The organism is Microbacterium sp. 2FI (assembly GCF_005502885.1).
In the GTDB taxonomy this organism is placed as follows: Bacteria; Actinomycetota; Actinomycetes; order Actinomycetales; family Microbacteriaceae; genus Microbacterium.
In genome coordinates this window covers 42778-67875 of record NZ_SCMR01000006.1, presented here as the reverse complement: position 1 = coordinate 67875, position 25098 = coordinate 42778, and the positions used below count along the sequence as shown (strand labels likewise).

General features: G+C 68.7%; 21 protein-coding genes. 19 read left to right on the top strand and 2 right to left on the bottom strand.

The window, feature by feature from the left end; translation table 11 throughout:
• Positions 1 to 250: 250 nt before the first annotated feature.
• Positions 251 to 475: an acyl-CoA carboxylase subunit epsilon gene (locus FFS15_RS07275; protein ID WP_137844350.1), complete on the bottom strand. Its 225-nt coding sequence runs from the start codon at positions 473 to 475 to the stop codon at positions 251 to 253.
• Positions 472 to 2070 carry an acyl-CoA carboxylase subunit beta gene (locus FFS15_RS07270; protein WP_137844349.1) on the bottom strand — a complete coding sequence of 533 codons (1599 nt, stop codon included), beginning with the start codon at positions 2068 to 2070 and terminating at the stop codon, positions 472 to 474. The genes FFS15_RS07275 and FFS15_RS07270 overlap by 4 nt, the downstream gene beginning before the upstream one ends.
• A gap of 402 nt (positions 2071 to 2472) precedes the next feature.
• Here FFS15_RS07270 and FFS15_RS07265 point away from each other — a divergent pair, with 402 nt between their 5' ends.
• The 19 genes from FFS15_RS07265 (at position 2473) to FFS15_RS07175 (ending at position 25094) form a co-directional block, all read left to right on the top strand.
• Positions 2473 to 4365, top strand: coding sequence for a serine hydrolase (locus FFS15_RS07265; RefSeq protein ID WP_137844348.1), 1893 nt, complete (start codon positions 2473 to 2475; stop codon positions 4363 to 4365).
• Between the two features lie 20 nt (positions 4366 to 4385).
• Positions 4386 to 5183, top strand: a complete 798-nt coding sequence (locus FFS15_RS07260; RefSeq protein WP_137844347.1) for a biotin--[acetyl-CoA-carboxylase] ligase — start codon at positions 4386 to 4388, stop codon at positions 5181 to 5183.
• Between the two features lie 71 nt (positions 5184 to 5254).
• Positions 5255 to 5824 carry a PH domain-containing protein gene (locus FFS15_RS07255; RefSeq protein WP_137844346.1) on the top strand — a complete coding sequence of 190 codons (570 nt, stop codon included), beginning with the start codon at positions 5255 to 5257 and terminating at the stop codon, positions 5822 to 5824.
• Between the two features lie 56 nt (positions 5825 to 5880).
• Positions 5881 to 7017 carry a 5-(carboxyamino)imidazole ribonucleotide synthase gene (locus FFS15_RS07250; protein ID WP_137844345.1) on the top strand — a complete coding sequence of 379 codons (1137 nt, stop codon included), beginning with the start codon at positions 5881 to 5883 and terminating at the stop codon, positions 7015 to 7017.
• A 112-nt stretch (positions 7018 to 7129) separates the two neighbouring features.
• A complete protein-coding gene (gene purE / locus FFS15_RS07245; RefSeq protein WP_283205748.1) occupies positions 7130 to 7633 on the top strand; it encodes a 5-(carboxyamino)imidazole ribonucleotide mutase in 504 nt (167 codons plus the stop codon).
• Entirely contained in the window at positions 7630 to 9075 is a 1446-nt protein-coding gene (locus tag FFS15_RS07240; protein WP_137844344.1) for an LCP family protein, read from the top strand. The genes purE and FFS15_RS07240 overlap by 4 nt, the downstream gene beginning before the upstream one ends.
• A 4-nt stretch (positions 9076 to 9079) precedes the next feature.
• Positions 9080 to 10207: a glycosyltransferase gene (locus FFS15_RS07235; protein WP_137844343.1), complete on the top strand. Its 1128-nt coding sequence runs from the start codon at positions 9080 to 9082 to the stop codon at positions 10205 to 10207.
• A gap of 51 nt (positions 10208 to 10258) precedes the next feature.
• Positions 10259 to 13129 (top strand): hypothetical protein, encoded by a 2871-nt coding sequence (locus FFS15_RS07230; protein ID WP_137844342.1) that lies wholly within the window; start codon positions 10259 to 10261, stop codon positions 13127 to 13129.
• A 30-nt stretch (positions 13130 to 13159) separates the two neighbouring features.
• Positions 13160 to 14155 carry a GDP-mannose 4,6-dehydratase gene (locus tag FFS15_RS07225; protein WP_137844341.1) on the top strand — a complete coding sequence of 332 codons (996 nt, stop codon included), beginning with the start codon at positions 13160 to 13162 and terminating at the stop codon, positions 14153 to 14155.
• Complete coding sequence (locus FFS15_RS07220; protein WP_137844340.1) at positions 14152 to 15309, top strand: LegC family aminotransferase; 1158 nt, start codon at positions 14152 to 14154, stop codon at positions 15307 to 15309. Before FFS15_RS07225 ends, FFS15_RS07220 begins: the two co-directional genes overlap by 4 nt.
• Complete coding sequence (gene neuC, locus FFS15_RS07215) at positions 15306 to 16469, top strand: UDP-N-acetylglucosamine 2-epimerase (protein WP_137844339.1); 1164 nt, start codon at positions 15306 to 15308, stop codon at positions 16467 to 16469. The genes FFS15_RS07220 and neuC overlap by 4 nt, the downstream gene beginning before the upstream one ends.
• Entirely contained in the window at positions 16466 to 17563 is a 1098-nt protein-coding gene (locus FFS15_RS07210; protein WP_137844338.1) for an N-acetylneuraminate synthase family protein, read from the top strand. Before neuC ends, FFS15_RS07210 begins: the two co-directional genes overlap by 4 nt.
• Positions 17556 to 18197, top strand: a complete 642-nt coding sequence (locus FFS15_RS07205; RefSeq protein WP_137844337.1) for an acetyltransferase — start codon at positions 17556 to 17558, stop codon at positions 18195 to 18197. The genes FFS15_RS07210 and FFS15_RS07205 overlap by 8 nt, the downstream gene beginning before the upstream one ends.
• The gene (locus tag FFS15_RS07200) at positions 18194 to 19240 is read left to right on the top strand and encodes a nucleotidyltransferase family protein (RefSeq protein WP_137844336.1); all 1047 of its coding nucleotides are present in this window, start codon (positions 18194 to 18196) and stop codon (positions 19238 to 19240) included. Before FFS15_RS07205 ends, FFS15_RS07200 begins: the two co-directional genes overlap by 4 nt.
• Entirely contained in the window at positions 19237 to 19935 is a 699-nt protein-coding gene (locus FFS15_RS07195) for an acylneuraminate cytidylyltransferase family protein (protein WP_137844335.1), read from the top strand. Before FFS15_RS07200 ends, FFS15_RS07195 begins: the two co-directional genes overlap by 4 nt.
• Positions 19932 to 21392, top strand: a complete 1461-nt coding sequence (locus tag FFS15_RS07190; RefSeq protein WP_137844334.1) for a hypothetical protein — start codon at positions 19932 to 19934, stop codon at positions 21390 to 21392. Before FFS15_RS07195 ends, FFS15_RS07190 begins: the two co-directional genes overlap by 4 nt.
• A gap of 104 nt (positions 21393 to 21496) precedes the next feature.
• Entirely contained in the window at positions 21497 to 22402 is a 906-nt protein-coding gene (locus tag FFS15_RS07185; RefSeq protein ID WP_137844333.1) for an ABC transporter permease, read from the top strand.
• A complete protein-coding gene (locus FFS15_RS07180) occupies positions 22399 to 23136 on the top strand; it encodes an ABC transporter ATP-binding protein (RefSeq protein ID WP_137844332.1) in 738 nt (245 codons plus the stop codon). Before FFS15_RS07185 ends, FFS15_RS07180 begins: the two co-directional genes overlap by 4 nt.
• A complete protein-coding gene (locus FFS15_RS07175; RefSeq protein WP_137844331.1) occupies positions 23133 to 25094 on the top strand; it encodes a DUF6541 family protein in 1962 nt (653 codons plus the stop codon). The genes FFS15_RS07180 and FFS15_RS07175 overlap by 4 nt, the downstream gene beginning before the upstream one ends.
• Positions 25095 to 25098 lie beyond the last annotated feature (4 nt).

The following is a 25098-nucleotide window of genomic DNA, read 5'->3' as shown; positions in this document are numbered from 1 at the left end:
GCTCCCCGTCCCGGTGGGGGAGGGGAACCGGGGCGGAGAGCGGGATGAAGGAGGCGAGGGGCGGCGAAGCCGCCCGCCCCTCGCCTGGCGATCGGTTACCCGAAAACCGATCGCAAGGCCGAACCCGGGATCTGCCGCAGAGCGGAAGAGCGAGCCGGCCGAACGCAGAAGCGTTCCAGCAGTTCAAGTATGTGCGAGTGCTCGCGGCGTGTATGTAGGTATTTTGGGGGACAAGCTCGGTCCCCCACGATCACCCGCGCCAGCCGAGTTCGCGGCGCAGCGGCTCGCGCAGATTCCGGCTCGAGATCGCCCAGGCCGACCGCGCCGGCTCATCGTCGGCGACGGCCTCGGCTGCCTCTCCGGTGTACGCCTCGGCGACGACCGCCATGAGCGCGGCGAGCTCGTCCTCTGTCGGCGCACCGCGACGGACGTCGATCGCGACGTCCTGCGGCTGCTCGTCCAGGTGCTCGGTCACAGCGGGATGTTCCCGTGCTTCTTCGGCGGCAGGCTCGCCCGCTTGCCGCGCAGTGCCCGCAGCGCCTTGGCGATCGAGACGCGCGTCTGCGCCGGCTCGATGATGCCGTCGAGTTCGCCGCGCTCGGCGGCGAGGAACGGCGAGGCGACGTTGTAGGTGTACTCGTTGGCGAGGCGGGTTCGCACGGCGGCGACGTCTTCGCCGGCTTCCTCGGCGCGGCGGATCTCGCCGCGGTAGAGGATGTTGACGGCGCCCTGGCCGCCCATCACCGCGATCTCGGCCGTCGGCCACGCGAGGTTGATGTCGGCGCCCAACTGCTTCGAGCCCATCACGATGTAGGCGCCGCCGTAGGCCTTCCGCAGGATCACGGTCACGAGGGGCACGGTCGCCTCGGCATAGGCGTACAGCAGCTTCGCGCCGCGGCGGATGACGCCGGTCCACTCCTGATCGGTGCCGGGAAGATAGCCGGGGACGTCGACGAGGGTCACGATCGGAATCGAGAAGGCGTCGCAGAAGCGGACGAAGCGGCTCGCCTTCTCACCGGCTTCGATGTTGAGGGTGCCGGCCATCTGCGACGGCTGGTTGGCGATGATGCCGACCGACCGGCCCTCGACGCGCCCGAATCCGATCACGATGTTCGGGGCGAAGAGCGGCTGCACCTCGAGGAAGTCCTCGGAATCCACGATCCCGCGGATGACCTGGTGGATGTCGTACGGCTGATTCGGCGAGTCGGGGATGATCGCGTTGAGTGCGCGGTCGGCATCCGTCGTCTCGAATTCGAAGCCGGTCTCGTACACCGGGAGCTCCGACATGTTGTTGTCGGGGAGGAAGCCGAGGAGCGTGCGCACGTAGTCGATCGCGTCGTCCTCGTCTTCGGCGAGATAGTGCGCGACGCCCGAGCGGGTGTTGTGCGTGTGCGCGCCGCCGAGCTCCTCCATGCCGACGTCCTCGCCGGTGACGGTCTTGATGACGTCGGGGCCGGTGACGAACATCTGGCTCGTCTTGTCGACCATGACGACGAAGTCGGTGAGGGCGGGTGAGTACACCGCGCCGCCCGCGGCCGGGCCCATGATGATCGAGATCTGCGGGATGACCCCGGATGCGCGGGTGTTGAGGCGGAAGATCTCGCCGTACTTGCCGAGCGCGACGACGCCCTCCTGGATGCGCGCACCGCCGGAATCCAGCATTCCCACGATCGGGATGCCGCTGCGAAGCGCGAACTCCATCACCTTGATGATCTTCTCGCCGGCCACTTCGCCCAGCGACCCGCCGAAGGTCGAGAAGTCCTGCGCATAGACGGCGACGGTGCGGCCGTGGATCGTGCCGACGCCGGTGACGACCGAGTCGCCGTACGGACGCGACTTGTCCATGCCGAACGCGGTGGTGCGGTGGCGCACGTACTCATCGAGCTCGACGAAGCTGCCGGGATCGACGAGAAGCTCGATGCGTTCGCGGGCCGTGCCCTTGCCCTTCGCGGACTGCTTGTCGTGGGCCGCCTTCTCGGCGTCGACGACCGCCTCCTGGTATCGCGCTCGGAGGTCCGCGATCTTGCCGGCGGTCGTATAAAGGTCGGGCTGATCGCTCACGCGTTCCACCTTATCTGCGGCGCTCCCGCATCGGTTGGAGGGTGCGCACAAGGGGTGAGGGGATTGGCTGTGGAGGTGTGACCCCAGGTGTTGCCGGCAGGTGAACTCTCACCGGTGTCTCATGGGAGCGAAGCGTGAGGGCGGTAGCTTCGCATTACTGTGTCGGTTCGAGTGCGTGGTGTGCTGAGAGCGTCGATGCGGCCCGGATCGCTGGTCCTGGTCGCGATGCTGGTGGCGGGATCGCCGTCACCGCTCCCGTCACCGCTCCCGACACCGACGGCTTCACCCATCGCGACGCCGACGCCGGCGCCCAGTCCGACGGCGACGCCGACGGCCTCGCCCCAGCCGACGGCCTCGCCGCAGCCGACGCCCGCCCCTTCTCCGAGCCCGCTTCCCGTCCCACGGGAGACCGTGGAGGAATCTGTCGAGCAGCGTCTTGCCGTCGCCCCGGTCACGGTTCCCCTCCCGAAGGCGAGTCGGATCACGACGGGCACCGACGCCTACGCGGCGGCGGTGGGCGCTTCCCGGTCGCTGTTTCCGCTCGGCACTGACACGGTGGTCATCACCTCCGGTCCGTACCCCATCTTCGCTGCGGTCGGTGCCGCCGTCGCCTCGGATTCGGGTGCAGCGCTCCTCCACGTCGGCGTCACGTCGGTGCCCGCGATCGTTCTCGAGGAACTGCGCCGACTCGCTCCGTCGCGCATCATCGTCGCAGGCGGGCCGGCCTACGTGAGTGACGCGGTGATCGCCACCCTGCGCGGTGTCACACCCCAGGTCAGCCGTATCGGGGGCGCGACGCTCTATGAGACTGCCCGTGCGGCCTTCAGCGCCGCGACCGCGCCCGCCGACACTGTCTTCATCGCGGGGGCGAAGACCACCGACGATGCTCCCCTCGCGGCGGTCGCCGCCGCCGCCGCAGGAAAACGGTCGCTGGTCGTCAGCGGGCACGCGCTCGCGCTCGACGCGGCGACGGTCGATGCCCTTCGCGGTGCAGGCACCGTTCGGGTCGTCGTCGTCCAGAGCACGTCGCCCTTGACGGCTGCATACCTCCAGGCGCTTCGCACCGCAGGCTTCTCCGTCTCGGTGGTCGGATCGACCGACCGGCTCGCCGCCGCGGCGCTCGCCATGCGCGAGACCCCTCCCGGCCGGACCGCGAACGTGATCGTCAATCCTGCGAAGCCGCAGGATGTCGCGGTCGCCGCCGGCGTGGCGGCGGCGGTGAGGCAGCCGTTGTACTACGCGTTGCCGGAGTGCATGCCGGACGCCTCGGCTTCTGCCATCGCGGCGGCGGGTGGTCGTCTGATCGTCGTGGGATCGTCCACGTCGGTCAGTTCGAGTGTGGCGTCGAACACGTCCTGCTCCACGGTGAAGGCGTCTCGAGAGGCTGCGCTGACATCAGCCATACGTGCGACGGCGGCGAAGTACGCGGGGTCCTTCACCGTGACCGTCCGCCAGATCGGCGGTCTGCACGAGGTCGCTCAGGTCAACGGGGGCGCGCGCCGTGAACCCGCCAGCATGATGAAGATCTTCGCCGCGTGGGCAGCGTACAAGCGGGTGGAGCAGGGCCGGGCGACCCTGTCGACGAGACTTCCTTCGGGCGTTCCGCTGGAGACGTGCATCCGCGTGATGATCCACGTCTCGGACAACTACTGTCACACCGACATCGTGCACTGGATCGGCATCTCGACGATCAACGACATGATTCGCGGGGCCGGGTTCACGAACACGTACTACGGCAGTGTGCCGCGGGGGACGAGTGTGCTCTACGCCGGCAACCGATCCTCGACGAACGACATGGCGTGGATGATGCAGAGGCTGGCGAACAGGTCAGTTCTCTCCCCGGCGTACTCGGATCGACTGATCAACCACATGCGGAGCCAGATCTGGCGGTCCCGGATCGCATCCGGCATCCCACCGGGTGTTCCCCAGGCGAGCAAGCCCGGGGCGCTGTGGATCGCCTCCGGTCTCCTGCAGGCCGATACCGCGATCGTCAATGGGCCGAACTACTCCTACATCGTCTCGATCATCGGCGACGACGGCCCCTCGAAGGCGGCGTTGCGGGCTATCTCCCGGACGGTGTATTCGCACTTCAACGGATCCTTCGGCACAGCGGCGAGCTATCCCGTGAAGCAGATGGTGACCACCAAGCCGGTCGGGCTCCGCAGCTCGCCGGCAGGCACCGTCGTGACGACGGTCGCCGGAGGCACCGCCGTCGAAGTCCTCGACGGCAACCGGGAGTGGTATCAAGTGAAGTGGGGCAGCAGGAAGCTCTGGGTCTACTACACGGGCCTCCGCAACCGGTGACCGACGGGTACCGTGGAGACATGCCGTTCCCGCAGGATGGATGTCCCCTCACCGCCGCGACCAGCCCCCGCGTCGAGGTCGTCCCGCACACCGACTCGACCAACGCGGATCTGGTGCGCCTCGCTTCGCGCGAGTCCGAGGCGTGGCCGCACCTCTCGCTCGTGCTGACGACCGACCAGCGTCGCGGTCGCGGCCGGCTCGATCGCACGTGGACGGCGCCACCCGGCACCGCGCTCGCGGTCTCGGTGCTGGTGCGCGTCGGCGATCTGCCCTCCGCGGCGCGCGGCTGGATCCCGCTCATCGCGGGCGCGGCGATGACGCGCGCGATCGCCGCGCAGCTGCGGGGGAGCGTCCACACGGCGCAGCTCAAATGGCCCAACGACGTGCTGCTGGACGGCGGCAAGGTGTGCGGCATCCTCGCCGAAGTCGTACCAGGCCACCCGGACGCCGTCGTGATCGGGTCGGGTGTCAACACGCGGATGCCGCGAGCCGACCTTCCCGTGCCCACAGCGACGTCGTTCGCTGCGGTGGGCATCGCGTGCGACGAGGATCGACTCCTCGCCGACTACCTCGCAGCCCTCGACGAACAGCTGCGTGCACTCTCCGCCGCGGACGGCGATGCGGCGGCATCGGGGGTCCTCGCCGAGATCGAGGCACTGTGCGCGACGCTCGGCGGCGACGTGCGGGTGTCGCTCCCCGACGGCTCGACCCTCGCCGGCCGCGCGCAGCGCATCGATCCCGACGGCCGCCTCGTCGTCGTCGTACCCGCGGGTGACGAGGTCGCGGTGTCCGCCGGAGACGTGGTCCACGTGCGCTGATCACCGCCCCGTGTGACGCCGATGGGCGTGGGGCGCGCGCCCATGTCGGAGCGCGCCGCACAATGGGAACCATGACCCAGCCGACGAGCCACATCGGGCGGCCGATGACACCGGCGCCCGGGGCGCCGACGCCGGAGCTGCGGGTCGCCCGGTTCCGCGGTCACGCGCGAAGGCTCGTCTGGTCCGCTCTCGTGCTCATCGCCGTCGCGGGGGCATGCGGCTACTTCTACGGCAATCTGCCCGCAGATATCGAGAACTGGATGCTGCTCGCCGCAGCCGCTGCCGTGATCCTCCTGCTCGTGCTGCTGCCGTTCCTGCGATGGTGGGCGCACGTGTACACGATCACGACGCGGCGGGTGATCGAGCGTCGTGGCGCGTTCGTGCCACGGAGCCGCGAGCTCCAGCATGTGCGGGGCTACACGATCCAGGTGCGTCGGGGCCTTCTGCAGCGGATGTGGGGCGCGGGCACGCTGACACTGTCGAACGGCGTGGACGAGCCGATGCGGCTCGCGAACGTCCCCAGCGTCGAGCTCGTCCACGAAGCGCTCGTGGATCAGGTCGAGGTGAGCCAGATCCTCGCGCATCGTGATGCCCAGACGCTTCCTCCCGGCCCGCCGCCTCCGGTACCTCCGCCCGTCTGAGGCGTCTCCTCCCGGCGCGTCCCGTGGGGGATGATGGAGGCGAGGAAGGGAGCGGAATGGCGCTTCGAGTCGGAGTCGTCGGCGGAGGTCAGCTGGCGCGCATGATGATCGCCCCTGCGGTGGAGGTCGGCGTCGAGTTGCGCGTGCTCGCCGAGGACGAGGGGATGTCCGCCGCGCTCGCCGCGACCGCGGTGGGCGACTACCGCGATGCCGAGACCGTTCTCGCGTTCGCGCGCGACGTCGACGTCGTGACCTTCGACCACGAGCACGTGCCGCAGGAGGTGCTGGCCGCACTCGTCGCCGCCGGGGTCGCGGTGCACCCGGGGCCTTCGGCGCTCGGCGTCGCACAGGACAAGATCGTCATGCGCACGCGCCTGGCTGAGCTCGGAATGCCCCAGCCCGACTGGGCGGCGGTCACGGGTCCTTCCGACCTGCAGACCTTCCTCGACGCACACGGCGGCCGAGCCGTGGTGAAGACCCCGCGAGGCGGCTACGACGGCAAGGGTGTGCGCATCGTGTCGGCGGCGACCGAGGCGGACGACTGGTTCGCAGCCCTCGCCGAGGACGCCCGCGGCGGAGCGCTTCTGGTGGAAGAACTCGTCGACTTCTCGCGCGAACTCGCTCAACAGGTCGCGCGCCGGCCCTCTGGCGAGGTGCGGGTGTATCCCGTCGTGGAGACGATCCAGCGCGACGGCGTGTGCGCTGAGGTCATCGCGCCCGCGCCGCACGCGAGCGAGCGGCTGCACGAAGTCGCCGCGCAGATCGGCGTCGCGATCGCGGAGGGCCTCGGCGTGACCGGGATGCTGGCGGTCGAGCTCTTCGAGACCACCGACGAGCGGCTGCTCGTGAATGAACTGGCCATGCGCCCGCACAACAGCGGGCACTGGACGCAGGACGGAGCGGTGACGAGCCAGTTCGAGCAGCACCTGCGCGCGGTGCTCGATCTGCCGCTCGGAGATGCTTCGTCGAGCGCCCCCTGGGCGGTCATGGTGAACATCCTGGGCGGCCCCGCTGTCGGATCCCTCGACGCCCGCTTCGCCGCGGCGATGAGCGAGCACCCGACGGCGAAGGTGCACACCTACGGCAAGGCGCCGCGCCCGGGCCGCAAGGTCGGTCATGTCAACGTCTCGGGGGCCGATCTCGACGACGTCGCGTATCAGGCGCGCGCTGCCGCATCGTTCTTTGACGGCTGAGCGGGCGTCCGTCGGATGCGCGCCGTTGCGGTGTTCTTCCAGCCACGCCCCCTAGCCTGGTCGGGTGACTGAGTCGATCGCGCGCCCGGACTCGATCGGGCGCGCTGTGCCCCTGCATTCCTCCGACGCGCCGCGGGTCGGAGTCGTCATGGGATCCGACTCCGACTGGCGCGTCATGAGCGACGCGTCTCAGGTGCTGACCGATTTCGGAGTGCCTCACGAGGTCGAGGTCGTCTCGGCGCACCGCACCCCCGACAAGCTGATGCGCTACGGCCGAGAAGCTCGTGCCCGGGGCCTCCAGGTGATCATCGCCGGCGCCGGTGGTGCGGCACACCTCCCGGGTATGCTCGCCTCGCTCACCGCGCTCCCCGTGATCGGCGTGCCGGTGCAGCTCGCGACCCTCGACGGGCTCGACTCGCTGCTCAGCATCGTCCAGATGCCGGCGGGGATCCCTGTGGCGACGGTGTCGATCAACGGCGCCAAGAACGCAGGCCTCTTGGCGGTGCGCATCCTCGGGTCGGCTGATCCCGCCCTCGCGACGAAGGTGGAGGAGTACGCCGCCGCGCTCGAGACCCAGGTCGACGAGAAGAACCGGCGGCTCAAGGAGTCGCTGTGAGCGTCGCCAGCCCGCCGCGGCCGATGACCGCGCCCCCTGCCTCCCCGTCGATCGTCGAGGAGCGCCCGCTGCGGTATCCCGACACAGCTTCGCACGACGTCATGTCGCGGCGCGGATGGTGGCTCGTCCTCCTCAACTTCCTCATGCCGGGGTCCGCCCAGGTGCTCGCAGGAAACCGCCGCCTCGGCCGGTTCGGCCTCGGCGCGACACTCGCGATGTGGGTGCTCGTCGTACTCGGAGCCCTCTGCGCCCTGCTGTGGCAGCCGGTGCTGTTCACGCTCGCGACGAACTGGATCGCGCTGCTTGCGGCGCAGGCCGTGTTCGCCGGCTACGCCGTGCTGTGGGTCGTGCTGACGATCGACACGCTCCGTCTCGTGCGACTGGTCAAGACCGGCGGCGCCGCGCGCTTCGGCATCGCCGCGCTCGCCGTCGCGCTGGTCGTCCTCGCAAGCGGCACCGCCGCCTATGCTGCGCACTACGCCGGCATCACGCGTGACACGCTGGGCTCGATCTTCGGCGCCAGCGGCCCGGCGGTGTCGCCTTCCGACGGCTACTACAACATCCTGCTGCTGGGCGCCGACAGCGGCGAGGGGCGCGATTCGATGCGCTTCGACAGCATCTCGGTCGTTTCGGTCAACGCCACCACGGGTGCGACGACCATCACCGGCATCCCGCGCGACATGCCGCACTTCCCGTTCTCGGCGGGGCCGATGCAAGACCGCTATCCGAACGGCCACGAGGGGCGTGCGGATCCGACCTGCGGGTGGGGAAGCGGTATCAACCAGCTCCGCACCGAGGTCGAGGTATGCCAGGACGGCAGCGCGCTGTACCCCGATGCGGTCGCGAACGGCTCGGCTCCGGGAATCGAGGCGACGAAGGATGCCGCGGAGGGGATCCTCGGGATCGAGATCCCGTATTACGTCTTCATCGACATGCACGGCTTCGCCTCCCTCGTCGACGCCCTCGGAGGCGTCGAGATAGACGTCGCCGAGCGCCTGCCCGAAGGGGGCGGCCCCTCTTACGACGGGCAGCCGGTCGAGGAGTGGGCGACCGGATGGATCGAGGTCGGACCCCAGCGCATGGACGGCGAGACCGCACAGTGGTACGCGCGGTCTCGGTACACGACGGACGACTTCGATCGCATGAAGCGTCAGCGCGAACTGCAGCAGGCGATCCTCGCCCAGTTCACGCCGCAGACCGTGCTGACGCGGTTCCAGGACGTCGCGTCGGCCGGTGCCGACATCGTCCAGACCGACCTGCCGCAGTCGCTGCTGCCCTTCCTCGCCGACCTCGCGCTGAAGGCGAAGGAGCTTCCGCTCGACACCATCGAACTCACGCCCGACGGCGGCGTCGATGAGAACGAGCCCGACTACACCTACGTGCAGGAACTGGTGCGCACCACCCTGCATCCGCCGACGCCGTCCGCCGAACCCGAGGGCTGAACCGATGGTCGCCACGCTCCGCATCGTGCTCGACCAGCTCGTGACCTCGGCCGAGCCCGATCTCGCCGAAGCCTCCCGCGAGCTCGCGCGGGCACTGGTGATCGCCGCGCCCGCCGGCTGCGAGGTGGAGGCGATCGTCCCCGCGGGCGGCGAAACCGATCCCGACGACGCGGTCCCGGGCCTCGCCGGCGTGCGCCGCACCGCTCTGCCGCGGCGCGAGCTCGCCGCCGCGCTGCAGCTCGGCGTCGGGACGGGCATCGGCGGCGGCATGATCCACGCGCCGACCCTGTTCGCCCCGCTCGTGCGCCATGACCGCGTTCACGACAACGATCAGACGGTCGTCACGGTGTGGGATCTGCGCCCGTGGGAGTCGGCCGACGAACTGCCGCGGTCGACCGCAGCCTGGCACCGCGCGATGCTCAAGCGGGCGGTCAAGCACGCCGATGCCGTCGTTGTTCCCACCCATGCGCTCGGTGAGCGCCTCGGCCAGATCGCTCCGCTCGGCGACCGCATCCGCGTCATCGCAGGCGCCGCGCCGCAGGGGTTCGCGGTTCCTGGCGATGAGATCGGACGCCGCAGGATGCTCGATCTGCCCGAAGGATTCGTGCTCCTGACAGGCGGTCCGCTTCCCTCGGACGCGCTCGACATCGGGCTGACGGCGATCGCGGCGTCCGGTGTCGATCTCCCGGTCGTCGTGATCGGCGTCGACGACGGCCAGGAGCCGGCTGTCGCCGGCCTGGCAGCGGCCGCGGGGATTCCCGAACGCCGACTTCACGTGCGCGGTGCGCTGGACCCGGCCGATCGCGCGGCGGTCTTCGGCGCCGCGCTCGCATTCATCGCACCCTCGCGACGCTCGGCGTTTCCCTGGCGGGTCGTCGACGCGCTCGCTCTCGGTGTGCCCGTGATCGCCGCTGACAGTGCGGTCCACCGAGAGGTGATCGTCGACGGGGGAGTCCTCGTCGTGGGATCGGATGCCGAGGCCGTGGCGGCAGGGCTGGGCGACGCGCTGGGCGACGCCCTCGGCTCGACCGCAGCGGCCGACCGGCTCGCCGTTCTCGCCGGCGATCGCGGCCGTTCATTCTCGTGGCGGGAGTCGGCGGACAGGGTGTGGCAGCTGCACGCCGAACTGTGACGATCTGAGCCGCTTGTTGTACTCACTGGTCACTTCGGTAACACTGTTCACATGACGTACGCCCGGAGGAGGGCCGCGCGCGCGTCCGCTCGCACCTTCGTGGTATCGGCGGTCGCGGTCTTCGCGGTGCTGGCGGGACTGCTGACCGCAGTCGTGCCGGCGGCGGCCTCGACGACCGCACCGGCATCCCTTTCCGACGTCTCCGCAAGCGTCGTGAAGACGGCAGACCTGTCGAAGTTCCAGCCAGGCAACATCATGAGCAACGCCGTCTTCTTCAACAAGACGACGATGACCGAGGCGCAGATCCAGAGCTTCCTGCAGTCGAAGGTGCCGTCGTGCCGGTCGGGGTACACATGCCTCAAGGACTGGTACGACATGCCGCGGACCACGAGCGCGGATGCGATGTGCGGTGCCTACGCAGGGGGGACGCGCGAACGCGCATCCCGCATCATCTTCAAGGTCGCGCAGGCGTGCGGCATCAACCCGCAGGTGATCCTCGTGATGCTCCAGAAGGAGCAGGGGCTCGTCATGCACACCTGGCCGAGCAGCTGGCGCTACACGATAGCGATGGGCCAGGGCTGCCCCGACACCGCAGCGTGCGACACGCGCTATTACGGGTTCTTCAACCAGGTGTTCGGTGCCGCTTGGCAGCTGAAGCGATACGCGAACCCTCCCGGAACGAGCCAGTTCTTCACGTGGTACGCGCCGGGGAAGACGTGGAACGTACGGTTCCATCCGAACGCGTCGTGCGGAACGTCCCCGGTGTACGTCTCCAACCAGGCCACCGCGAACCTCTACTACTACACGCCGTACCAGCCGAACCGTGCGGCGCTGAGTGCTGGGTACGGCACCGGCGATGCCTGCTCGGCCTACGGCAACCGCAACTTCTACCAGTACTTCACGGACTGGTTCGGATCGACCCAGGTGCCGGCTTTGACGCCGACGGGCGCGATCGCGACCGAGTGGAAGCGCACGGGCGGAGCATCCGGGCCCTTGGGAAGCCCTGCCGCAGCGATGCAGACGGTGACCGATCCGAACGGCAACGGTCTGGCCCAGAAGTTCGCGGGGGGATGGATCCACTCATCCGGCGCGGGAACCTTCTCGTCTCTCTCGCCGATCATGGTCGCGTTCAGCCAGGCGGGTTGGATTCGCGGCGACCTCGGCTGGCCGGCGGGACAGACGATCTGCACGGGAGGGATCTGCACTCAGCCGTTCGGCGGGGGCATCATCTCCCACGCGAGTGGTGCGAATGCCGTGACGACGCTCGGCGTTTCGTCACGGGCGATCGACCTCGAGCACACTGCGCGAGGCGGGGCGGGAGGGCCGCTGGGCAAACCGGCCGCCTCCGTTCAGGTCGTCTCGCACTCGAAAGGCAGCGGATTGGCGCGCCAGTACGTCGGAGGGTGGATCCACTCGTCCCAGACCGGAACCTTCTCGACCACGAGCAAGCTGATGGCCGCCTACAGTGCCAAGGGCTGGGTGCGTGGCAGCCTCGGCTGGCCGACCGGCTCGGAGCAGTCCGTCACAGACCCCAACGGCAACGGAATCGCGCAGGCGTTCCAAGGCGGATGGATACATTCGTCGGCGCGTGGAACCTTCGCCTCGTCCTCGAAGATCATGGCGGCCTACAGCGCGGCCGGCTGGGTCCGCGGCAGCCTGGGTTGGCCCACCGGCGCGGAGGTCTGCGCCGGCGGCGCCTGCGTACAGCCGTTCACCGGCGGCGTCATCGGCTACATCGGAGGGGGAGCGGCGACAGCTGATGTCGGCGTTACACCTGCCGCGATCACGTCCGCCGCCGCCAAGCAGATCAGTGTCACGGGCGTGCTGGGTTCCGCGCAGTCGTCCGTGCGGGTTGTAGCTGATCCGAACGGTGTGGGCCTCGCGCAGAACTACGAGCGCGGGGCCGTGCATTCCTCGAGGCATGGCACGTTCGTCTCGTCCAGCACGGTGATGACGGCATACCACGGTGCGGGCTGGGTGCGCGGAGAGCTCGGGTGGCCGACGGGGATCGAGACCTGCTCGGGCGGCGTGTGCTCGCAGTCCTTCGACGGCGGAAGCATCGTCTACACGCCCGGCAAGGCGGCGGTCACGGTTCTTGGCATGGGAGCCGAAGCCGTGACCGCGGCACGCGCCGCCGGTTCCGACTCGCTCGGCAAGGCGATGGCCGCCGTCCAGGTGGTGACCGACCCGAACGGGAACGGCCTCGCGCGGAAGTACGCAGGTGGATGGCTCCACGCGTCCGCGCGCGGGGTCTTCTCCTCGTCGTCGAATGTGATGAGCGGATATAGCGCTGCAGGATGGCTGCGCGGGTTCCTGGGCTGGCCGAAGACGGCCGAGCAGCCGGTGACCGACGTCAACGGGAACGGCGTTGCACAGGCGTTCGAGGGTGGTTGGGTGCATGCTTCGTCCTGGGGAAGCTATGCGTCGTCGCAGACGGTCATGACCGCCTACAGCGCCGCCGGGCGGGTCAGCGGCGCGCTTTCCTGGCCCGTCGGAACCGAGTTCTGCACGGGGAAGGCGTGCGTGCAGCAGTTCGGCGGCGGCGTCATCGGGTACATCCGCGGCAAGGCCGCCGTCGCCGCAGTCGGCGTGACCCCGGCGGCGATCACCGCGGCCGCTGCGGAGCAGAAGAGCGTCACGACGATCGGCAGCGCTCAGGCACCCGTTCAGGTCGTCGCCGACGTGAACGGCAGTGGTATGGCGCAGAGGTTCGCGAATGGCTGGGTGCACTCATCGGACAGGGGCACGTTCGTATCGTCGTCGACGGTGATGGCCGCCTACAGCGCAGCGGGATGGCTGCGGGGCGCGCTCGGATGGCCGACGAAGGTGGAGACATGTTCGGGAACCGTGTGCTCTCAGGCGTTCGAGGGCGGCACCATCAGTTACACCAAGGGCAAGCCTGCCACCGTGAAGCTCACGTGAGGCGCGCATCCGCACGTCTAAACTGGCCCCATGAAGGTACTGCTCACAGGAGCTGACGGTTTCATCGGGTCGCACCTGGCTGAGCAGCTCGTCAGGGACGGGCACGACGTCCGGGCGCTCGTGCTCTACAACTCGTTCGACTCGCGCGGATGGCTGGACGGCCTCGAACCGGAGGTCGCCGCCCAGATCGAGTTCCTTCCGGGCGACGTGCGTGATCCCGCGCTCATGATGTCGGCCGTGAGTGACCGCGACGCCGTGCTGCATCTGGCAGCCCTCATCGCCATCCCCTACTCGTACGCCGCCCCCGACCTCTATGTTCAGACGAACATCCAGGGCACGCTGAACCTGCTCAACGCGGCGCGATCCGCCGGCGTGAGCCGGTTCATCCACACGTCCACCAGCGAGGTGTACGGCACGGCCCGGTATGTGCCGATGGACGAGGACCACCCGCTTCAGGGGCAGTCCCCTTATTCGGCCTCGAAGATCGGCGCCGATCAGATGGTCAAGGCGTTCCACACCTCGTTCGACCTCCCTGCCGTGACCATCCGCCCGTTCAACACGTTCGGTCCGCGGCAGTCGGCGCGTGCGGTGATCCCCACGATCATCAGCCAGCTCGCGGCGGGCAAGCGCGAGATCCAGCTCGGCGCACTCACCCCCACGCGCGACTTCACCTACGTCCCCGATACCGTCTCCGGATTCACCGCGGCGCTCACGAGCACCGCGGGCGTCGGCGAGGTGGTCAACCTCGGAGTCGGGTTCGAGGTCTCGATCGGGCAGACCTTCGAGCTGATCGCGCAGGCGATGGGGATCGAAGCGACCGCGACCGAGGACCCCCGGCGCCTCCGCCCCGCCAACTCCGAGGTGGAGCGGCTCTTCTCCGACAACAGCAAGGCGAAGAAGCTGTTCGGCTGGCAGCCGCGCTATGACGGCGTCGACGGATTCCGAGAGGGCCTGCGGGTGACGGCGGAGTGGTTCACCGACCCCGCGAACCTCGCGCGCTATCGAACCGACGCCTACGTCGTATGACTTCCGCGCGAGAGGTGGTCACGGCACTGCGCGACGTCGTCGGGGACGAGCCGTTCGTCGGCTTGCACATTCCCGACATCACAGCGCTCGAGAAGCAGCGCGTGCAGGAGTGCCTCGACTCGACCTTCGTGTCGAGTGTCGGCGCCTTCGTCACGGAGTTCGAGCAGGGCATCGCGGCGTTCACCGGTGCGGCGCACGGAATCGCCGTATCCAACGGGACCTCAGCCCTGCAGGTGGCGCTGGAACTCGCCGACGTGCGCGCCGGGGACGACGTCATCGTGCCGACGCTCTCCTTCGTCGCGACGGCCAACGCGGTCAGCCATGTCGGAGCTCAGCCGTACTTCGTGGACAGCGATCCCGATACCCTCGGTATGTCGGTCGAGTCGGTCGCGGGGGTTCTGCGGGCCGCGCGTTCGACGCCGGATGGTCTGGTTAATGAAGCCACCGGCCGGCGCATCGGCGCGATCGTGCCGATGCACACTCTGGGTCATCCGATGCGCATCGCCGAACTCGTATCCCTTGCGGCCGAGTATGACGTTGCTGTCGTGGAAGACGCCGCGGAGTCGCTGGGCAGCCGTGTGGGCGGCGTGCACACGGGCACCTTCGGCCGGCTGGGCATCATCAGCTTCAACGGGAACAAGATCCTCACGACCGGCGGCGGCGGGATGATCATCGCGGACGACGACGAACTGGCCCGCCGCGCCCGCCATCGGACGACGACGGCCAAACTCCCGCATCGCTGGGAGTTCGAGCACGACGAGGTGGCCTACAACTACCGGATGCCGAATCTCAACGCAGCCCTGGGTGTCGCGCAGCTGGAACGGCTGCCCGGCTTCCTCGACGCCAAGCGTCGGCTCGCCGCACGGTATCGGGAGCGGTTCGCCGGGGTGCCCGGTGTCACTTTCCTCGACGAGCCGCCGGGGACCGAGAGCAATTACTGGCTCTGCGCCGTTCGCATCGACGGTGGGTTCGCAGTCCGGGACGAGGTGCTGGCGGCGACGAACGATGACGGACTGCAGTGCCGTCCGCTCTGGAATCTCCTGCATGCGCAGGCTCCGTATCGCCACCTCCCTCACGCCGCGGTTCCGACCGCCGAGGCTCTTCACGCGAGTGTCGTCTGCATCCCCAGCTCACCCGCTCTGGCGGCATCATGAGAACGATCGCCGTCCTCAGCGGCACGCGTGCGGACTACGGCCTGCTGCGGCGGCTGCTCCACGAGATCCAGGTCGAGCCGGAGCTCGACCTTCGGCTCATCGTGACGGGAACCCACCTCAGCGACGCCTTCGGTCGAACCGTGTCTGAGATCGAGAACGACGGCTTCCGCGTCGCGGCCTCGGTGCCGATCTGGTCGGGAGCAGGCGGCCGCGTGGACACGGCAGCCGACGTCGGAGCTGCGATCGCCGGCTATGCGGAGGTCCTCGCGGAAATCGACCCGGATATCCTTGTCCTGCTCGGGGATCGGCTGGAGGCGTTCGCCGCAGCTGCCGCCGCGACGATCCTGTCGGTGCCGCTCGCACACATCCACGGAGGCGAACTGACCGAGGGGGCGATGGACGATGCGCTCCGCCACTCGATCACGAAGATGTCCTACCTCCACTTCACCTCCACAGCCGACCACCGTCGCCGTGTGATCCAGCTGGGCGAGGAGCCGGATCGGGTGTACTTCCACGGGGCCCCGATCGTCGACGCCCTCTCGGCGCTCGACCTGCTGTCACGCGAGGAGGTCGAGGGGCGGTTCGGAGTGCGGCTGCCGTCACGGACGGCGCTCGTCACCTTCCATCCGGCGGCCATGGACGTCGAGCCGCCGGCGCACCTCGTCGACGAGATGCTCGCCGCACTCGAGTCGGTCGAGGATCTGCACATCGTCGTCACCGGATCGAACTCCGATCTCGGCACGGCGGATGTGCGGGCGCGGATCGCGGAGTTCGTCGCCGCGAACCCGGAGCGCGTCGATTACATCGAATCCTTCGGGCAGCTCGGGTACCTGAGCGCGATGCACGCTGCATCCGTCGTCGTCGGAAACTCGTCGAGCACCGTGCTCGAGGCGCCTGTGCTCGGGGTGCCGTCCGTACTCGTCGGCGACCGTCAGCGAGGGAGACCGCTCGCTCCGAGCGTGTCGACACCGCAGCCGACTCGCGCGGCGATCGAGATGGCCGTACGCGGTGCTCTCGACGATGAGGTCGATCGCGACGGCACCGCGATCTTCGGCTCGCCCGGTTTCGCCGAGCGCGTCGCCCGGACATTGCGTGACCACGCGATCCCGCGTCCGCCCCGCAAATCCTTCTACGACCTCGAAAGGGCAGTCACCTCATGACCGACTCCGTCTTCGTCATCGCCGAAGCGGGCGTCAACCACAACGGCTCGCTCGCCACGGCGAAGGAGCTCGTCGATCTCGCGGCGTCCGCGGGAGCCGACGCCGTGAAGTTCCAGACCTTCTCCGCCGACAACCTGGCGCTGGAGAGTGCCGCGATGGCCGAGTATCAGCGGCGATCCGAGGACGACGTCCGGTCGCAGCATGACCTGCTCCGGAAGTTGGAGCTCAGTCACGACGAGTTCCGGGCCCTGCGGGATCACTGCGACTCGCGCGGCATCCGGTTCCTGTCGACGGCATTCGATCTCGAGGGCCTCGACTTCCTCGTCAGCGAACTGGGCATTCCGCTGGTGAAGATCGCGTCGGGAGATCTCACGTTTGCGCCGCTGCTTGTCGCGGCCGGGCGCACCGGGCTGCCCGTCATCCTGTCGACCGGAATGGCGGACATCCCGGAGATCTCTCGCGCTCTGCGCTTCATCGCCGCGGGGGTGGCCCAGGGGCGTGGGGCGCTCGATCGATCAGAACGCATCACGCCGGAGGTGCTCGAGCGCTCCTGGCAGGCGCGCGACGAGTTCGTCGTCTTCGCCGAGCACGTGACGATCTTCCACTGCACGACACAGTATCCGGCCGCCGACGAGAACCTCGACCTGCGCGCCCTGCAGACCATCGCCTCCACGTTCGGCCATCGCGTCGGGTACTCGGATCATTCGCTGGGCTCGCTGGCGTCGGTGCTCGCCGTCGGTCTCGGTGCGGTCGCCGTCGAGAAGCACTTCACGTTCGACACAGGTGCCGAGGGACCCGACCACGCGGCCTCGCTCGACCCGGACGGGCTCCACGCATACGTCGCGGATCTGCGCCGCGTCCCGACGATGCTCGGGTCGGCGCAGAAGCGCTGCCAGCCGGTCGAGGTGGGCAACCGCGCGGTCGTGCGACGCAGTCTGGTTGCGGCGGGGGACATCGCTGCGGGGGCTGTGATTCGAAATGAGGACCTCGTGTGCTTCCGCCCGGCGTCGGGTCGGAGCGCCTTCGACTTCTGGGAGGTCGCAGGCAGCGCAGCGACCCGCTCCTACTCCCGCGGTGAGCTGATCGATGACTGAGCTCGTGCTACTCGGCGGCGGTGGTCACGCCCGTTCGGTGCTGGCCGCACTGACGCTGCGTGGGGAGCGGATCAGCGCGTACCTGGCGAATTCGCCGTCGACGACGCTGCCCGGCCTCACCCACCTCGGCGGCGACGAGCAGCTCGAGCTGCTCGACCCCGACGAGGTGCTGCTCGTGAACGGCGTGGGGACGACGGGATCGACGACGGCGCGCCGCACCCTCCACGACAGGGCGCGGCGACTCGGGTTCAGGGTGACGCAGGTCGTGCACCCGCGTGCGTTCATCGATCCAGGTGCGCACGTCGCGGACGCGGTCCAGGTTCTCGCGGGAGCCATCGTCAACGTCGGCGCAGAGCTCCACGAAGGGGCGCTGATCAACTCCGGCGCGATCGTGGAGCATGACACGCTGGTGGCGGCACATGCGCACATCGCTCCCGGAGCCGTCCTCGCCGGGGGAGTCAGAGTCGGTGCCGGCGCGCTGGTCGGGCTCGGTGCGCGGGTCATCCAGGGCATCACGGTGGGGTCGGACAGCATCGTGGGCGCAGGAGCGGTCGTCGTGCGTGATGTCCCTCCCGGTGTCACTGTGGTCGGAGTTCCCGCACGGCCCCGAGCAGCTGAAGGACGAGCACAGTGATCGACAACACACCCCTCACGGTCGGGCCGGAAGTCAGCATCCGCGATGCCCTCGTGCGCCTCGACCGAAGCCGACTTCAAGTCGTCTTCGTGGAGGATGCCGCGGGGAGACTGATCGGAGCCGTCAGCGACGGCGACGTACGGCGCGGTCTGCTCGCGGGCGCCGTACTCGAAGACCGCGTCAGCATCGTCATGAACCCGTCGCCGGCGACGGTGCCGCCGACTGCGACGCAAGACGATGTCGATGCTCTGAAGTCGGAGCGCGGCATCCGCATCGTCGCCGTCGTCGACGACGGGGGCCGCATGATCGACGTCGTCGGGGAGGGCGAGCGCATCGCCACGCCGCTGGCGACGCCTGTCGTCCTCATGGCGGGAGGGCGCGGTCAGCGGCTCTACCCCATCACGAAGGACATCCCGAAGCCGCTCGTCCCGGTCGGCGACGCACCGATGATCGACATCATCCTCGGACGGCTCCGCGATCAAGGCTTCCGCAGAGTGCACGTATCGGTCAACCACCTCGGACACCTCATCGAGGAGCACCTGGGGGACGGTGAGCGTTTCGGGCTGGAGGTCAGCTACCTGCACGAGCGGGCCCCGTTGGGCACGGCCGGAGCGCTTGCGCAGCTGAAAGGCGCGGCGGACACCGAGTTCGTGGTGATGAACTCCGACCTTCTCACCCAGGTGGATCTGCGCCGGATGCTCGACTTCCACCGCCGAACGTCCGCATCCGCGACGATCGGCGTGCGAGAGTACGGGTTCGAGATCCCCTTCGGCGTCGTCCGGCGCGAGGGCGACCGAGTCACATCGCTTGCGGAGAAGCCCCATCACCGCGAGCTGGTGAGTGCCGGCATCTACGTTCTCGAGCCGGAGGCGCTGTCATCGCTGGAGTTGGACGAGTACTGCGACATGCCGACTCTGCTCGCGCGACTGATCGCCCAGGACAGCCCGGTGCGCGCCTTCGAGATCCACGAGGAATGGATCGATGTGGGCCGCCCCGATGATCTGGAACGCGCCCGCCAGGCGTGGGAGCGGAGCACCCGATGAGGATCTGCACCATCACGGTGCGCGCCGGATCGAAGGGCGTGCCGGGCAAGAACCTCCGTGTCGTCGCGGGCAGGCCCCTGTTCGGTCACTCGGTGGTCCAGGCGGTGCGGTCGGGGCTGTTCGACGAGGTGGTGGTCTCGAGCGACTCCGACGAGATCCTCGCGCTGGCGCCGGGGTTCGGTGCCACCGGCGTCGTGGTGCGTCCCGCAGCGATGGCGACGGACACGGCTGGGAAAGTTCCCGCGATCGCTCACGCCGTCCGCGCCACCGAGCAGCGCACGGGCAGCACGTACGACGTCTGCGTCGATCTGGATGCGACGAGCCCCCTGCGCACGGTCGACGACATCCGAAAGGCCGTCGAGATGTTCGAATCCGCCGACGCCGACTCTGTGATCACGGGTACCGAAGCGCGGCGCAATCCCTACTTCAACCTGGTGGAGGAGCAGCCGAACGGGACCGTCGCGGTCAGCAAGTCGCCGAGCGACGCGGTCCTGCGCCGCCAGGATGCGCCGCGGTGCTTCGACATGAACGGCTCGATCTACGTCTGGAAGCGCACGGCGCTGCTCGAGGATCAGGTCGTCTTCTTCCCCTCGACGATCCTGTACGAGATGCCCCCGGAACGCTCGACCGACGTCGACAGTGAGTTCGACTTCGCGGTGGTGGAGTGGCTGATGAATCAGCGGAGCGATCTGTGACGGATCGGGGAGACGATTTCGCGCGGCGGACCTCGAGCACGATGCGCCGGTTCCTCGATCTCGAGGACCGGGCACCGGACGATCTCCTGGAGGTCCTTCCCGGCGCGACCGTCCCCTTCTGGGCGCAGGTTCGCATGCAGATCTTCTGGATGATGTCCGCCGAGCACACCGGCAGCGTCGAAGTCGCCAAGACGAGCGAGTGGACGCGCTGGGGAGAGGCCAGGCGGGTGGCTCGTGGCTATCTCCCCGGTCGCTGGGACGCGGTCCGGCGATCCGCTCGGCACGATGTCTGCTTCTATGTGTCGGGCTCCACGCTCGCAGACGAAGGCGGAAGGGCGCGAAACTGGCTCGTCGACGACTTCGCCGAGGCTGCTGGAGACGCCCTTGTGGTGCAACTGCGCCCGCTGCCTGCGCCGATCGGCAAGCCGGTGTTCCGCCCGACGCTCAGCATGGAGTCGGCCACTGCGCGGGCCCGCTGGCGCGCACGCGGGACGGCCATCGCGCCGAGCACATCTCGGTCGATGGACAGACTGCTCGAAGCGTTCGCGGGCCATCTGGACCGGCCGTCGGGCGCGTTCGCGGGCATCGGCCAGAGTGTGCGTCGCACCGAGCTTCTCCGTCCGTTCCAGCTCGACGAACTCAGCCGACTTCTCGATCGCGTACGGCCGAAGATCGTGCTGTTCGACAACGGCTCGTACACCTACCACGGCGAATGGGTCGGGGTGATGAAGGATGCCGGCGCGTGGGTGGCCGAGCCGCAGCACGGATGGATCGGACCGTCCCACGCGGCATACAACTACGGCACGGCGTTCGATCAGGCGGTTCTGAGGCGCGCACTTCCGGATGAAGTGCTCACGTTCGGCCCCTACTGGTCGGCCTCGATCCGTCACCCGGGCGTCGTCACCGCGATCGGCAAGCCGCACCTGGAACGCCAGGCAGCATCCGCACCGGAGACACGCCCGCGCAGCGTCCTGGTGGTTTCTTCGCGAACGGACCCCGACGTCACCGATGCCTTCGTCGTCGGTCTTCGTGCGGGGCTCGGGGCCGAGTGGTCGATCGTGTTCAGACCGCACCCGGGCGAGCGCTCCGAGACCGCACGCCGCTACCCGAGGCTGTCAGCGGATGCCGGCGTGATCATCGATGATGCGGCCGACGTCTACGAGACGCTGAAGCGGACGGCGATCGTGGTCGGCGAGGCCAGCACGGTGCTGTTCGAGGCGCGGGCATTCGGGTGTCGCGTGATCGCACGCGACAGCCCCTTCGCGGACAGCGTCATCGGCGATGCGTTCGGTGAGCGCGTGAGCGACGTCGCCCACAGCGTCCAGCGGATCGAGGCGCTCGGCGTGGACGGCGCCGTGGACGTGGCGACGGACCCGAGCATCTGGGCGGCGAAGCCTGTCGCAGCCTTCCGTGAATGGCTGACGGTCCGCCGTCAGGAGCCGCGGCGCACACCGTGATGCGCGTGGCGCCGACGTGCATCGAAAGCGCACAGGTTGGCTGACCTAGAATGTGCAGATCCCCGTGGCGACTTCCGTCGTTGCGCGCCGAATGAGTGAGGCCCGTGACCGATACCCGAGACCTCTTCAGCGCCGTCCCGCGTTCCGAGTTCGACACCCCTGGCAAGAGCCGCGGGCTGATCGATGTCGTGCGGTGGCGCTATCTGCTGCGCCTGCTGATTCGCACCGGTGTCACGACCCGCTATCGCAACTCCGTGCTCGGTTGGACGTGGTCGTACGTGCGTCCCGCCGCGCAGTTCCTGGTGTTCTGGGTCGTCCTCGGCCTGTTCCTCCAGATGGACCGTGGCATCGAGAACTACGCGGTGTACCTGTTCAGCGGAATCGTGGTCATCAACCTGTTCTCCGAGGGGTTCAAGAACGCGACGACCTCGATCGTCGGGAACGCCGCGCTCGTGCGCAAGGTGTTCCTGCCCCGCCAGCTCTTCGCGGTTTCCGCGGTGGTCGTAGCTTTCGTGCACTTCCTTCCTCAGGCCGCGCTGCTGCTGCTGGTGTGCCTGGTGCTCGGCTGGATCGTGAACGTCTCGATCCTCTCGGTGCTGGCGATCTTCGCGGGCATGGCGATCGTGATGGTGTTCGCCCTCGGGCTCGGACTGCTGTTCGGCGCGATCAACGTGCGATATCGAGACGCGGAGAACATCGTCGAGCTGATGCTGCTGCTGGCGACATGGGCTTCACCGGTGCTGTACTCGTGGACACAGGTGCAGGATGCCGTCGTCAACGTGCTCGGCTGGCCGCAGTGGGTCGTCGAGCTGTACATGCTCAATCCCATCACCCAGGCCGTCGAGCTCTTCCACTATGCGTTCTGGCGCCCGGTGACGGCGGGGGCATTCGAGATCCCACCAGGACTCGCCTGGAACACGCTGGCGACGTTCGTCATCGCCGTGGCGACGATGCTGCTCGGCCAACTCGTGTTCCGGCGCCTCGAGGGAAGGTTCGCGCAAGACCTATGAGCGACCAGACGACGATCACACCCAGCATCATCATCGACGGCGTGCGCAAGCGCTTCACGCTCAATCACGCGTACTCCCTCAAGGACACCGTCGTCTCCTGGATCAAGCGGCGAAAGCTCACCAGCGAGTTCGAAGCGCTCAAGGGCATCGATCTCGTGATCGGCGAAGGACAATCGGTCGCCGTCCTCGGCCTCAACGGCTCGGGGAAGTCGACGCTCCTGAAGCTGATTTCCGGAGTCATGGAACCGGACGACGGCGAGGTGCTCACGCGCGGGCGCGTGGCAGGCCTCATCGAAGTAGGCGCCGGATTCCACCCGGAACTCTCCGGGCGCGAGAACGTATTCCTCAACGCCGCCATCCTGGGCATGAAGAAGCACGAGATCGAGGCTCGCTACGACGAGATCGTCGCGTTCAGCGAGATCGAGGAGTTCATCGACCAGGAGGTCAAGCACTACTCCTCGGGGATGTTCATGCGCCTGGCGTTCTCGGTTGCGATCCACGTGGAGCTTGACGTCCTTCTCGTCGACGAGATCCTCTCTGTCGGCGACGCGCCTTTCCGGGAGAAGTGCCGTCTCAAGTTCGAGGAGCTCATCGCGCACCGGAAGACCCTGCTGATCGTGAGCCACGACCTCGACATGGTGCGCGAGCTCTGCAATCGCGGCGTGGTCCTCAGCAGAGGCGAGGTCGTGTACGACGGTCCGATCGAGGGGGCGGTAAGCCTGGTGGAGTCGTGATCGGCGCCTGGGCAGGCGCGCTGCCCGCGCTCCTCGTCGCCTTCGCGGTGGTGTTCCTCCCCGGTCTGGTCATGGGCGCCGGACTGCGCCTTCGCGCACTCGCGCTGTGGGCGATCGCGCCGGTGCTCGGCGTGGCCGCCTTCGCGGGGCTGGCGCTGGTGTACGGCGTGGTGGGGATCCCATGGTCGGCATGGTCGATCCTGGTCGGCGTCGCCGTGCTGGGGGGGCTCGCGTGGCTCGCGGGATGGTGGCTCGGACCGCGTCGACCTGCTGCCCGCAGTTCCGCCCACGGGCTGCGCCTCCTGGCGGCGGGCCTCGCGATCGGCATCCTGCTCACGACCGCGCGGTTCGTCATCTACGTGCACGATCCGGCGGCCATCTCGATGACCAACGACGCCGTTTTCCACCTGAACGCCGTGCGTCACATCCTCGAGACCGGATCGGCCTCGTCACTGCAGGTCAGCTCGGTGGTCGGCAGCAGAGGCTTCTATCCTGCGGCCTGGCACGCCCTCGCGTCAGCGGTCGTACTGTTCGCCGGAGTCGAGATCCCCGTCGCCGCGAACCTGGTCTCGCTCGTGATCGCCGCCGGGGTCTGGACCCTCGGGGTGACCTGGTTCGCGCAGCGGATGACCGGCATCCCCCCGATCGCGGTGGCCATGACCGCGGCTCTTTCGGCGTCGCTCGCGGTCTTCCCGATGCTGATGTTCCAGTGGGGCGTCCTCTACTCCTTCGCCCTGTCGCTCGCGCTCGTCCCCGCGGTCGCCGGGCTCGCCGTCGGCTCGGCGCAGTGGATGCAGTCGGATTCCCCGGTTGCCGGCCGGCTCCGCTCGGCGGTGCTGCTGGGCACGCTCCTGGTCGCGGGTGTCGGTGCCATCGCGCTCTCCCAGCCGGCATCGCTGCTCACCCTGTCGATCATCGCGGTTTCGTGGTTCACCTGGTGGGCGATCGCCGCGGCTGTTCCGGCCACCGGCCGGAAGCGCGCGCTGCTCATCGGAGCGATCGCCGGCGTGTGGGTGGCGTTCGTGCTGCTGTGGATCGCGCTCACGCGGAGCACGTCGGGTTCGCACTGGCCGCCGTTCCGCACGAAGCTCGAGGCCATCGCCGACGTGCTTTTGAACGGGCCGGTGCTCCTTCCGGTGCTCACCGGCGTGAGCATCCTGATGATCGCCGGTGTGATCGTCGCGATCACGCGCCCGCAGCTGCGCTGGCTGGCTACCGCCTGGCTCGTTCTCGGCGGCCTCTATGCGGTTGCCGCGTCCGTCGGCAACCCGATCCTCCGCCGCGTCCTGCTCGGAGCGTGGTATGCCGATCCGTACCGGATCGCGGCGGCGTGCGCCGTCGTGATCGTGCCGCTCGCGGCGATCGGGCTCGCATGGATCGCGACATGGGCCGCGCGGTCCCTCTCGCGCCGGCATGGAGCGGAGGCGGCGGCGTTCGGCGCAGCCTGGGGTCTTGCCGGAGTGGCGGCCCTGGGCATCGCCTCGCTCATCGCTGCCCCGATGATCCAGATGCGTGCGGTGACGCAGGGGACCGTCGACGCCGAGTCGCGCTACATCACCGAGGACTACCTCTCGCCCGACGAACGCGTGCTGCTCGAGCGTCTCGATGAGTTCGTCGACGAGGACGACCGGGTGATCGGCAACCCGTCGACAGGGATGGGCTTCGGCTACATGCTCAGTGGCCGCGACGTCTTCCCACGGACGTGGGCGCACCCGCGAACGGACCCGTGGAAGCTGATCCAGACCGACCTGCGCGACGTCGGGACGAATGCCGCGGTGTGTGATGCTCTCGAGGTGTACGGCTCGCCGTCGTTCGTGCTGGACTTCGGGCTGGGGGAGGAGACCCCCGGGCGCTATGAACTCGAGGGGATGACCGATTTCGCGGGCCAGCCGGGCTTCGAGCTGGTGGACCGTGAGGGGGAGGCGTCGCTGTGGCGGATCACCGCGTGCGAGCGGTGAGCTC